Here is a 10,170-nt window from a genome sequence, read left to right as displayed (position 1 = left end):
GTCGTCCCGCTGATGGTCACGGGCCTGCTCCTGGTGCTCGCCGGACGCGGTCTGCCCCCGGGATAGCGGCCGGACGGAGACCGGCCCGCCCGGCCTCGGCGCACCCTCCCGGGCGCTTCGTTCCCTCGGTCCGTCACGAGCCGTACGGCAGGAAGCGTGAACGGCCGTGCAGGGACGGTGGGTTCGTGGGCCGGTCTCCGAACGCGCTCCGACAGGCCACCCGGTGACGGGGGACCGCGACGCGCTAGCGTAACGCCATGGAGAACAGGGGGAACCGGCGCCGCGCGTCATGGCGGTGGGGCATGGGCGTCTGGACGGCCGCGGTGGTCCTCGGGTCCGGCCTGACCCTGTGGTTGCAGGACGCGGCCGAGCCGCCGCCCACGGCCGGCTGGGAGGACACGCGGACCCGGCCCGTACCCGGCGTCCCGGAGGACCGGGAGTTCCGGTGCGTCCCGCCCGAACTCCCGCCGGACCTCGAGGACGGCGCCGTGGCCACCGCCTGCCGCTACGCCTATGACGCGTCAGGCGGGTTGGTGAGCAGCCCCGTTCCGGGATGGCGGCCGGTCAGGCAGTAGACGCCGCCCGTCGGATCCCGCATCACCGTCCAGTGGCCGAACTCGGCCACGCACACGGCCCCGTACCCCTCGTGCCGTGCCCGGGTGGCCGCGATGTCGGCACAGGCCAGATCCGGATGGGCAGAGACGGGCCGGTCCTCCCCGATCCGCTGGAGCAGGATGCGTACCGGCAGCCCGGCCGGAGGCCGGACCACATGGAACTCCGGGAGTGAGCCGGGCGCGGCACTCCAGCCGGCCAGCAGTCCACTCCAGAAGGCGACTTCCGCGTCGTAGCGGGACGGCGGGACGTCGAGGCACACCTGGTCCAGCCGGCTGCCGCGCACGACGGGCGGCCGCACCGACTCCCCGTGCCAGGGAATCGCACAGAACAAGTGCCCGGCCGGTGAGCGCAGTACGGTCCACCCCTCGTGCTCGGCGACCGTACGCGCCCCCAGCCGCCGGGCCGCCGTGACGAACTCCGGGATGTCGTCGACGGAGAAGCCCAGATGTGTACCGCCCGTGCCCGAGACGATCCGCTGCATTCCCACACAGGCGTCGGCGCCCGCCACCGACAGGGTGACGAACTCCCCTTCCTCACCGCTCGGTTCGGACGGCCGGGCTTCCGTGACGGCGGCCCAGAACGCACCGGCCCTCTCGGCCAGTGCGCCGGACCGGTCGATGAAGGCGTAGGTCCAGCGGACGTTCACCGCACGGGGCGTTCCATGAAGCGCAGCATGTTCCCCGCCGGGTCGCGGAACGCGCAGTCACGTACCCCGTACGGCTGGTCCACCGGCTCCTGGATCACATCCACCCCCGCCGCCCGCACCCGCTCGAAGAGGGCGTCGCAGTCCGTGGTGGTGAAGTTGACCCCGCGCAGCATGCCCTTGGCCAGCAGCTCCGCCGTGGCCTGCTTGTCACCGGGGGAGGCGTCCGGGTTCGCGGCGGGCGGTTCCAGCACGATCTCCACGTCCTGCTCCGGCGAGGCGACCGTCACCCACCGCATTCCCTCGAAGCCCACGTCGCCCCGCACTTCGAGGCCCAGCACATCGCGGTAGAAGGCCAGCGCCTTGTCGTGGTCGTCGACGGCGATGAAGCACTGGGCGAGTCTGGCGTCCGTTCCTGTGTCCATGTCCCCACGCTAGAAGATTCCGCCGGGATCGGCCCGGGGCCTGCCCCGAACCGGACGCGTGTACATCCGTGCCGCACACGGCGGAATCACCGCGCTCTCCTCGTGCGAGCGGGCCCGGTAGGCGCTCGGCGTCTCCCCGACCAGCTCGGTGAAGCGCGAGCTGAACGAACCGAGCGAGGTGCAGCCGACCGCGAGGCACACCTCCGTCACGCTGAGATCGCCCCGCCGCAGCAGCGCCTTGGCGCGCTCGACGCGCCGGGTCATGAGATAGGCGTACGGAGTCTGCCCGTACGCGGCGCGGAAGCTGCGCTGGAAGTGGCCGGGCGACATCAGCGCGGTCCGCGCCAGTTCCGTCACGTCGAGCGGCTCGGCGTACTCCCGGTCCATCCGGTCCCGGGTCCGCCGCAACCGCACCAGATCCTCCAGCTCCATCCGCCCAGCATTCCACGGCCCGCACGGCCGCCGCAGCCGTCTTCCGGCGCCCGTACGGCCGGCCGGGGCGCCGCCGGCACGGTGCTCCACGCCGCCACCGGTCCCGGTGGCCCCGTCCGGCGGCCCGTCACGGTCCGTCCGCGGTGACGCCGAGCCGGCGTATCTCCTCCAGTGGGTACGGGGTCCGCCTGCTCCGGTCCTGGAAGGCGCGGTGGAAGTCGGACATCACGGCGGCGACCGGCGCGTGCCGGGTGAGGATCGCCGCGATGCCGTCCGGGACGCCCGTGGGACGCTCGCCCTCCGCGTAGGCCCGCACCAGTGCGCGGCGGCCCTCCCGGTCCTCCCGCCGGTACCCGTACAGCGCGGTGACGAGCCAGTTGACCAGATAGGTGGCGGTGTGGCAGCGGTCGTACGTCCGATGCCGGCCGAAGAAGCCGGTCTCCTCGGCGGACAGCTCGAACCCGGAGGAGAAGGCGAGCCCGTAGTCCGCGAAGTAGAGGCGACGGCCGTCGGTCAGGATGTTCTCGAAGTGGGTGTCGAAGTGGAGCAGTCCGCGGCCGTTCATGAACGAGATGCCGTCCGTCAGGCCCCTTTCCACGAGGGCGCAGGCCCGGTCGGCGGCCTCACCTCCTGCCGCGATCCGGCCGCCGAGCCACTGGTGCAGGGTCTGCGGGATGTACTCCAGGAACAGCGCGAGACCGGCCGGGGACTCCCCGAGGGCCCGGATCCGGCGGCGCACCTGTGGTCCGCCGCCCCAGTAGGCGACGGCCTGTTCGACGTCGGCGAGTTCCTCCGGCAGGGGCGCCGAGCCCGGCAGTACCCGCCAGTGGTACATCAGGGGGAAGCCCTCGTGCTCCCCGGCGAGCACCCAGTCCGTCGTCATGGTGTGCACGGCGAGTTCCCGCCAGGCCCCGAAGCCGGGCCCGCCGAGGGCGCCGACGCCGTAGTGGCAGAAGACCGGCAGCTCGAACAGGTTCGCGGTGGACCCGGTGTTCTCCGGCCGCAGCTCCAGGCCGGTGAGGGGGACCCGCTTCACGAAGACCGTGGTTCCGGCGACCTCCGTCAGCGCCGACGTCCCGCCGATGCCGGATCCGGCCGGTACGGCCCGGTCCACGAGCGCGCGCAGGGCACGGTCGTCGCACCGGGCCAGGGCCGCGGAGACGGCGGCATGAGCGGCCTGCCGCGCTCCGCGCGACGGATCGGTTCCTGCCACTGTCGCCTCCACCGGGGGTGTCGCAACGGGACCGCCCCCGGACCGTCATCGACGCGGTGGCCGGTGCGCGGGCCGGGACACGGCAGGCCGTAGGGGTTCGCGGGCCGGAAGGCCTGAACGGGCCAGGTCTTCGGCGCCCCACGGTAGTGGGACCGGCGTGGGACGCCGTCGGGTCAGGCGGCGGACAGGGCGGCGAGGGCGGCGTCGAGACGGGCGGTGGCGTCGTCGGCGACGGGCTTGAGGGCGTCCAGGCCGGTGAGGGTGACCATGGTTCCCGGGTCGAGGGCCTGGACGAGCGTGCTGTCGCCGTCCCGGCGGACGACGACGTTGCAGGGCAGGAGCAGGCCGATGCCGCGGTCGGCCTCCAGGGCCTGGCGGGCGAGCGGCGGGTTGCACGCCCCGAGGATCAGGTAGTCCTCCATGTCGTGGTCGAGCTTGGCCTTGAGGGTGGCCGTCACGTCGATCTCGGTGAGGATGCCGAACCCCTGGTCGGCGAGGGCCTCGCGTACGGCGGTGACGGCGGTGTCGAAGTCGGTGTCGAGGCGGACGGTGCGGTCGTAGGACACGGACACTCCCTGGGGGTGCGGAACGGCTGATTCCTCCATACCCCGACGGGTACCCGTTCGCCACTGGGCGACGCCCCGCGTGGGTGCTGCCCGCCCGTGAGTCACGGAATACCCCCCTAGGTATGGATGCTAAAATGGGTACTGTATACCCCCCAGGGTAAACCGTCCGAGAGGAGTCGTAGTCGTGTTCTTCGTCGAGACCCTGGAGTCCGAGGGCCTGGGCAACCGCAGCTACCTGGCCGGCGGACCCGACGCCGCGGTGGTCGTCGACCCGCCGCGGGACATCGACCGGATCATCGCCGCGGCGGCCCGCCGCGGGGTGCGCATCGCCTACGTGGCCGAGACCCATGTGCACAACGACTACGTCACCGGCGGCCTGGAGTTGGCCCGCGTCACCGGCGCCCGGTACCTGGTGCCGGCCGGGGCGGACGTGTCCTTCGCCCGCACCCCCGTTTCCGACGGCGCCACCGTGACGGTCGACGAGGGTCTGGCGCTGCGCGCGATCGCCACCCCCGGCCACACCCCGCACCACACCTCCTACGCCCTGACCGAGGACGGGCGCGGCGTGGCGGCGTTCACCGGCGGGTCGCTGCTCATCGGCACCGTGGGCCGGCCCGATCTGGTCGAGCCGAGGCTGACCGAACAGCTGGCCCGCGCCCAGCACGCCTCCGCCCACCGGCTGGCCGCCGAACTGGACGACGAGGTGCCGGTGCTGCCCACCCACGGGTTCGGCAGCTTCTGCTCCTCCGCGCAGGCGGAGGGGGACGCGACCACGATCGGCAAGGAGCGCGAGACCAACGACGCGCTGACCCTGGACGTGGACCGCTTCGTCGCCCGGACGCTCGCCGGACTGGACGACGTGCCCGCCTATTACGCGCACATGGGCCCGGCCAACGCCGCGGGCCCCGCGCCGGTCGACCTCACCCCGCCGGAGCGTGCGGACGCCGAGGAGATCGCCTCCCGGCTGGCCGCGGGCGAGTGGGTGGTCGATCTGCGCAGCCGCACCGCCTTCGCCGGGGGGCACGTGGCAGGCTCGTTCAACTTCGAGGGCGAGGGCAAGCTCGCCACCTACCTGGCCTGGCTGATCCCCTGGGGCAAGCCCGTCACCCTGCTGGCCGACACCCCGGAGCAGATCGCCGCCGCGCAGCGGGAGCTGGCCCGGGTGGGCATCGACCGCCCGGCGGCCGCCGCCACCGGCGACCCGGCCGCCTGGGTCCGTGAGGGCGAACGGCTCGCCTCCTTCCCCCGTGCCCGCTTCACCGACCTCGCCGACGTCCGCCGGCGCGGCGACACGGTGGTCGTCCTGGACGTACGCCGGGACTCGGAACGTGCCGGCGGCTTCATAGAAGGCTCGGTCCACATCCCGATCCACCAACTGCACGGCCGCATGGGTGAGGTGCCGGACGGGGTGGTGTGGGTGCACTGCGCGGGCGGGATGCGCGCGGCGATCGCCGCCTCCCTGCTCGACGCCACCGGCCGCGACGTGGTCGCCGTCGACGACGGCTTCGACGCCGCGGCGGATGCCGGGCTGTCCCTGACCTCCGGCTGACTCCGGCCGTTCTCCTCGCACACAAGGAAGCACGTGATGTTCCTCTTCCGCCGAAACGGGCCCCGCGTCACCGTCGACGAGGCACGCGCCCGCACCCGCGGCGATCAGCCCGACGCCGTCCTGCTGGACGTCCGTGAGAAGCCCGAATGGGGCGCGGGCCACGCCCCGGGCGCCGTCCACGTGCCGCTGACGAAACTGCTCGCCGGCGGCACCCTGCCGGCCGGGGTGGAGGGCAGGCCGCTGGTGGTGATCTGCCGCAGCGGACACCGCTCCCAGCAGGCGGTGAAGCTCCTCACCGAGCGCGGGGCACAGGCGGTCGACGTCGAGGGCGGCATGAACGCGTGGGCCGCCGCGGGACACCCGGTCGTCGGCGAACGCGGGAACAGCGGCCGCCCGGCGTGACCGTACTCGTACTCGCCCTCGTCGCCGGGGCCGTCGTCGGTCTCGCTCTCGGAGCTCTCGGCGGCGGTGGCAGCGTCATCGCCGTACCGGCGCTGATCTACCTGCTCGGCTTCACTCCGGCCGCCGCCGCCACGGCCAGCCTGATCATCGTCACCGCCACCTCCGTCACCGCCCTGTACGTCCACGCCCGTGACGGGAACGTGGCGTGGAGGACGGGGACGCTGTTCGCCGCGGCGGGCATCGTCCCCGCCTTCCTCGCCGGGGCCGTCGCGGGGCGCCTGCACGAAGCGGTGCTGACCGCGGCGTTCGCGGTCGTCGCCGCGCTGGCGGCGCTGCGTATGCTGCGGCCGTCCGCTTCCGGCCCGCCGGACCGGATCCGTCCCGGCAAGGTGGCCGGTGCGGGTGCCGGGCTGGGCGCCGTCACGGGTCTGCTGGGAGTCGGCGGCGGGTTCCTCGCCGTGCCCGCCCTGGTGAACGTCCTGGGACTGGCCATGCGGCGGGCGGTGGGTACCAGCCTGCTCGTCATCACGTTCAACTCGCTGGCCGCGCTCGCCGCTCGCACCGGTACCGGCGGCGGACTCCCCTGGGAGATCATCGGCCCCTTCACCGGAGCCGCGATCCTCGGCGCGTGGGACGGGAAACGGCTCGCGACGAAGATCTCCGGCACCACCCTGCAGAAGGTCTTCGCCGGCGTCCTGCTGGCGGTGGCGGCCCTCATGCTCGTCGACGTGATCGTCTGAACGAACCGGGCCTGTCCCGGACCCGCCCGTGAGGCCGAGGCGGCCGTCCGGCGTCACCGACCTCCTCCTCGACCGCGCGCACCACCCCGAAGGTCCGCCCGATTGCCCGGCCCGCCCGGTGCGAGGACCGCCCCCGGTCCGGCTTCCGCCGGAACGGCTTCCACCACCATCCCGACACGTAAGGACGACATCCACCATGACCCCGCCCACCGCCCTCGCCACCGAAGAGGCGCGCACCCGCCTGCACGAACTGATCATCATCGACGTGCGCACCCCGGGCGAATTCGCCGGCGGCCACCTCCCCGGCGCGCTCAACATCCCCCTCGACCGTATCCAGCGCGCGCTGCCCGACATCCGGCACGCCGCGGAGCGCGGTGACGTCCTGGTCGTCTGCGCCTCGGGAGCCCGCTCCGAGAACGCCTGCCGGGTCCTCGCGGAGAACGGCGTCACCGCCGCCACCCTGTCGGGAGGCACCGGCGCCTGGGCGGCCGACGGCCACGAGCTGCACCGCCCCCAGGGCGCCTCACGCGCCACCTGGGGTATGGAACGGCAGGTGAGGCTCACGGCGGGAGCGCTCGTGCTGCTCGGCCTGCTGCTCGGGCTGGTCGTCCACCCCGCCTTCCAGATCGTCTCCGCGGGCATCGCGGGCGGCCTGGTCTTCTCCGCCCTGACCAACACCTGCGGCATGGCGGCCATGCTCGCCAAGCTCCCCCACAACCGCCCCCGCACCGCCGACCTCGACAGCACCCTGGCAGCACTCCGCGACCGCTGACAGGACCGCTGACACGACCGCTGACACGACCGCCGAACCGCGCGCGGAGGGAGAGGGGTCCCACCCGGGATCCCTCCCCCTCCGCGCACGCGGACCCACGACTTTCGCCGCGGACACACGACCAGGATCCGCTACCCCCGCGAAGACGGCTCCCCTTCCGGCGACGACTGCGGATCGCGCCTGTCCACCGGCCGCAACAGCACCACCAGCGCGGCCAGCGCCGCCACGGCGGCCAGGACCAGCACGACCAGCCGGTCGGACACCGCCCCGCCGAGGCCGGACAACCGCTCCTCCAGGGCGAACCCGGCATCGGTGCTCAGCACCGACGGCAGCGCGGACGTGCCGTCGAAGGCGAGGAACGCCACCCCGAGCGTGATGAACAGCGCGCCGCCGACGGCCGAGGTGCTGTGCAGGGCCACCGGCCCCACCCGGAGGATCCGCCCCCGCAGCCAGCGCCTGCGACCCAGATCGAACCGGTCCCACAACGACGCCGGCACGAACATCGGCACCGCCATCCCCAGGGCGTAGACGGCGAGCAGCACCGCGCCGTGCACGGGGTCGCCGTCCACGGCCGCCACGGTCAGGATGCCGCCGAGGATCGGCCCGGCACAGAACCCCGCCAGCCCGTACACCGCGCCCAGCGCGAACACCGACAGTGCCGAGCCCGAGCGGTGCCCGCCCGCGGCCCGCGCCATCCGCCGCGAACCGAAGCCCACCCCGGCGATCTGGGCCACCCCCAGGGCGATGACGGTCCACCCTCCCACCGCCACCAGGGTGTCCCGATGGCCGTAGAAGAGCCGGCTGGCGAACGAGCCGGCCACGCCGAGCGGTACGAGTGTCGTGCACAGGCCCACGTAGAACAGGCCGGTGCGCGTCACCAGCCGGGTGCGGCTGGTGAAGGAGTAGGCGAAGAAGGCGGGCAGCAACAGCGCGCTGCACGGACTGAGCAGGGCCAGCAGACCGCCGAGGAAGGCCACCGCCAGACCGGCCTCGCTCATCGCCCGGCCGCCTTCGCCGCCTTCGCCGCCGTCGCGACGGCTTCCGTGAACGTGGCCACGGGCTGCGCCCCGAGGACCGGCCGGCCGTTGATCAGGAACGCCGGAGTGCTGGTCACGCCGAGGCGGAAGCCCTCCTCCTGGTCCTCCCGCACGGCGCTTCGGGCCTTGTCGGACGCCATGTCCGCCTGGAACCGCCCGATGTCGGTGATTCCGGCCTCGCGGGCCATGCCGGTGAGCTTCTCCTCGCTGAACTCACCGGCGTTGCGCTCACGCGGCTCGCCGTAGGCGACGTCGTGGAACTCCCAGAACCTGCCCTGCTGCCCGGCCGCCCAGCCGGCCAGCGCCGCCTGCTCGGATTCCTCGCCGAAGACGGGGAAGTTGCGCCATTCGATACGCAGCACCCCTCTGTCCACGTACGACCGCAGCAGTTCGGGTTCGGTGTTCTGGGCGAACTGGCGGCAGAACGGGCACTGGAAGTCGGAGTACTCGATCATCACCACCGGTGCGTCCGCCCGCCCGACGGCCAGGGCGTCGGAGGGATCGCGGCGGGCGAGGGCGAGCAGGCTGTCGTCCGCGGGAGGCGGAGCGGCGGACCCGGTGACCACCGCGGAGGGGTCCGGGGTGTCGTCGCGGTTCGCGGAGTCGTCGAGCGTGAGTGCGAAGGCCGCGGTCACCGCGGCGGCCACGAGGACCCCGACGGCCGCGGTGCGCCTGCGGGCGCGGCGGGACGGGGAAGGGACGGATGGAGTCATGGGACACCTCAGACGATGAGGGAGAAGGTGAGGGAGAAAGGGGGCAGAACCGGGCCGCGGGTCAGGCGGACGCCGTGACCGGGCACACGGTCTGCAGGGACAGGCGGCGCAGTGCGGCCTCCGCCAGCAGTCCCGCCGACAGGACAGCCAGCAGCGGCTGCAGGGGAGCCCAGTAGCTCATCGCCCCGGACGCCCCGAGGAGCACCAGAACGAGCTTGTTGCAGACCGGGCAGCCGACGGCGAAGAAGGACAGCGCGCCGCCGACCGCTCCCAGGCGGCCGCCTCCGCGGGCATCCGGTGCCGGAAGGGCGGAGGACGGGCGGACATAGGTGCTCAGGACGATGCCCGCCAGGAGAGCCGTGACGGCGAGGGCCGGGTAGTTCCACCCCTGCACGGGGACCGACCGGCCGAACAGCGGATTGGGCACCACGTCGGTGGGCGCGCCGACCACGATCGCCGTGACCAGGGCTCCTGCGCCGGCGACGGCCCACTGCCGGGTTCGCCAACCACGCAGTGCGGTGCCCGCCCGACTCCATGAGCGCGGGGAAGAGGACATGCTGAACAGCTCCGTTTCCAAGGATTCTGGGACACGACCGACAGACCGGGTCTAGATCCGCAGAACGGAGTGGAGTGATGCGGGTGGCGGCGGAGCGGGGCCGCCCGACGGCGTTCCGCAGTGCTGGGACAGGGGCGACGCAGGCGCGGTGTGAAGGGCCGCGGAGCCGGGTGGGGAGGCAGCCGGCGGCGGAGCCGAAGCCCGCTGCCCGCTGTGATCGGCGATCACCTTCTTGCTGCACGGCGCCGCCGACCCGTCCGAACCCTCGGCGGCGGCCATGGCGGCAGGGGCGGACACCTGCCGCGCGACGGACGGGGACGAGCCGGCCGGCCCGCCACGCTCCGCATACCCGAACACGCACAGCAGCGCCACGACGGCGACGAGCAGAGCCAGCGCACCACGAAGCCCGGCACGTGCCGGACCGTGCGCTGCCGCTCGCCTCAACGTCGCTCCCGTGTCTGCTCGGAGATACGGGACAGCCTAGGACACCCTCTCCGGCCCGAGACG

13 protein-coding genes are annotated in these 10,170 nt (G+C 73.4%); 5 read left to right on the top strand and 8 right to left on the bottom strand.

Features of this window, described 5'->3' with window-relative positions:
* Positions 1-257: 257 nt before the first annotated feature.
* Positions 258-575: a hypothetical protein gene (locus B9S61_RS41830; RefSeq protein WP_146065033.1), complete on the top strand. Its 318-nt coding sequence runs from the start codon at positions 258-260 to the stop codon at positions 573-575.
* Here B9S61_RS41830 and B9S61_RS35155 read toward each other — a convergent pair.
* The 5 genes from B9S61_RS35155 to B9S61_RS35135 all read right to left on the bottom strand — a co-directional run bounded on the left by B9S61_RS35155 (position 512) and on the right by B9S61_RS35135 (position 3,894).
* On the bottom strand, positions 512-1,261 hold the full coding sequence (locus tag B9S61_RS35155) for a VOC family protein (RefSeq protein WP_103545795.1): 750 nt from the start codon (positions 1,259-1,261) through the stop codon (positions 512-514). The two genes, B9S61_RS41830 and B9S61_RS35155, sit on opposite strands and share 64 nt — an antisense overlap.
* Positions 1,258-1,683 carry a VOC family protein gene (locus B9S61_RS35150; RefSeq protein ID WP_103545794.1) on the bottom strand — a complete coding sequence of 142 codons (426 nt, stop codon included), beginning with the start codon at positions 1,681-1,683 and terminating at the stop codon, positions 1,258-1,260. The genes B9S61_RS35155 and B9S61_RS35150 overlap by 4 nt, the downstream gene beginning before the upstream one ends.
* A gap of 9 nt (positions 1,684-1,692) precedes the next feature.
* A complete protein-coding gene (locus tag B9S61_RS35145; protein ID WP_103545793.1) occupies positions 1,693-2,115 on the bottom strand; it encodes a helix-turn-helix transcriptional regulator in 423 nt (140 codons plus the stop codon).
* Between the two features lie 127 nt (positions 2,116-2,242).
* Positions 2,243-3,328, bottom strand: coding sequence for a hypothetical protein (locus B9S61_RS35140; RefSeq protein ID WP_103545792.1), 1,086 nt, complete (start codon positions 3,326-3,328; stop codon positions 2,243-2,245).
* A 173-nt stretch (positions 3,329-3,501) separates the two neighbouring features.
* Complete coding sequence (locus B9S61_RS35135; protein WP_103545796.1) at positions 3,502-3,894, bottom strand: DUF302 domain-containing protein; 393 nt, start codon at positions 3,892-3,894, stop codon at positions 3,502-3,504.
* 184 nt (positions 3,895-4,078) lie between these two features.
* Here B9S61_RS35135 and B9S61_RS35130 point away from each other — a divergent pair, with 184 nt between their 5' ends.
* The 4 genes from B9S61_RS35130 to B9S61_RS35115 all read left to right on the top strand — a co-directional run bounded on the left by B9S61_RS35130 (position 4,079) and on the right by B9S61_RS35115 (position 7,357).
* Positions 4,079-5,443 (top strand): MBL fold metallo-hydrolase, encoded by a 1,365-nt coding sequence (locus B9S61_RS35130; RefSeq protein WP_103545791.1) that lies wholly within the window; start codon positions 4,079-4,081, stop codon positions 5,441-5,443.
* 36 nt (positions 5,444-5,479) lie between these two features.
* A complete protein-coding gene (locus B9S61_RS35125; protein ID WP_181007672.1) occupies positions 5,480-5,845 on the top strand; it encodes a rhodanese-like domain-containing protein in 366 nt (121 codons plus the stop codon).
* Positions 5,842-6,585, top strand: a complete 744-nt coding sequence (locus B9S61_RS35120) for a sulfite exporter TauE/SafE family protein (RefSeq protein WP_103545789.1) — start codon at positions 5,842-5,844, stop codon at positions 6,583-6,585. Before B9S61_RS35125 ends, B9S61_RS35120 begins: the two co-directional genes overlap by 4 nt.
* A 196-nt stretch (positions 6,586-6,781) precedes the next feature.
* Complete coding sequence (locus tag B9S61_RS35115) at positions 6,782-7,357, top strand: rhodanese-like domain-containing protein (protein WP_103545788.1); 576 nt, start codon at positions 6,782-6,784, stop codon at positions 7,355-7,357.
* A 131-nt stretch (positions 7,358-7,488) separates the two neighbouring features.
* Here the strand turns inward: B9S61_RS35115 and B9S61_RS35110 are convergent, their stop codons facing one another.
* The 3 genes from B9S61_RS35110 to B9S61_RS35100 all read right to left on the bottom strand — a co-directional run bounded on the left by B9S61_RS35110 (position 7,489) and on the right by B9S61_RS35100 (position 9,663).
* The gene (locus B9S61_RS35110) at positions 7,489-8,355 is read right to left on the bottom strand and encodes a cytochrome c biogenesis CcdA family protein (RefSeq protein ID WP_103545787.1); all 867 of its coding nucleotides are present in this window, start codon (positions 8,353-8,355) and stop codon (positions 7,489-7,491) included.
* Positions 8,352-9,107, bottom strand: a complete 756-nt coding sequence (locus tag B9S61_RS35105; RefSeq protein WP_103545786.1) for a thioredoxin domain-containing protein — start codon at positions 9,105-9,107, stop codon at positions 8,352-8,354. Before B9S61_RS35105 ends, B9S61_RS35110 begins: the two co-directional genes overlap by 4 nt.
* 61 nt (positions 9,108-9,168) lie before the next feature.
* Positions 9,169-9,663, bottom strand: a complete 495-nt coding sequence (locus tag B9S61_RS35100; RefSeq protein ID WP_103545785.1) for a hypothetical protein — start codon at positions 9,661-9,663, stop codon at positions 9,169-9,171.
* Positions 9,664-10,170 lie beyond the last annotated feature (507 nt).

Origin of the sequence: Streptomyces sp. SM1, from assembly GCF_002910825.1 — a bacterium.
Taxonomy (GTDB): Bacteria; Actinomycetota; Actinomycetes; order Streptomycetales; family Streptomycetaceae; genus Streptomyces; species Streptomyces okerensis.
The sequence above is the reverse complement of the archived record's forward strand: the minus strand, read 5'-3'. Positions and strand labels throughout refer to the sequence as shown.

Coding starts and splice junctions, on each gene's coding strand:
- B9S61_RS35105 (WP_103545786.1), bottom strand. CDS start 9,107: ATGACTCCATCCGTCCCTTCCCCGTCCCGCCGCGCCCGCAGGCGCACC.
- B9S61_RS35150 (WP_103545794.1), bottom strand. CDS start 1,683: ATGGACACAGGAACGGACGCCAGACTCGCCCAGTGCTTCATCGCCGTC.
- B9S61_RS35125 (WP_181007672.1), top strand. CDS start 5,480: ATGTTCCTCTTCCGCCGAAACGGGCCCCGCGTCACCGTCGACGAGGCA.
- B9S61_RS41830 (WP_146065033.1), top strand. CDS start 258: ATGGAGAACAGGGGGAACCGGCGCCGCGCGTCATGGCGGTGGGGCATG.
- B9S61_RS35100 (WP_103545785.1), bottom strand. CDS start 9,663: ATGTCCTCTTCCCCGCGCTCATGGAGTCGGGCGGGCACCGCACTGCGT.
- B9S61_RS35115 (WP_103545788.1), top strand. CDS start 6,782: ATGACCCCGCCCACCGCCCTCGCCACCGAAGAGGCGCGCACCCGCCTG.
- B9S61_RS35110 (WP_103545787.1), bottom strand. CDS start 8,355: ATGAGCGAGGCCGGTCTGGCGGTGGCCTTCCTCGGCGGTCTGCTGGCC.
- B9S61_RS35145 (WP_103545793.1), bottom strand. CDS start 2,115: ATGGAGCTGGAGGATCTGGTGCGGTTGCGGCGGACCCGGGACCGGATG.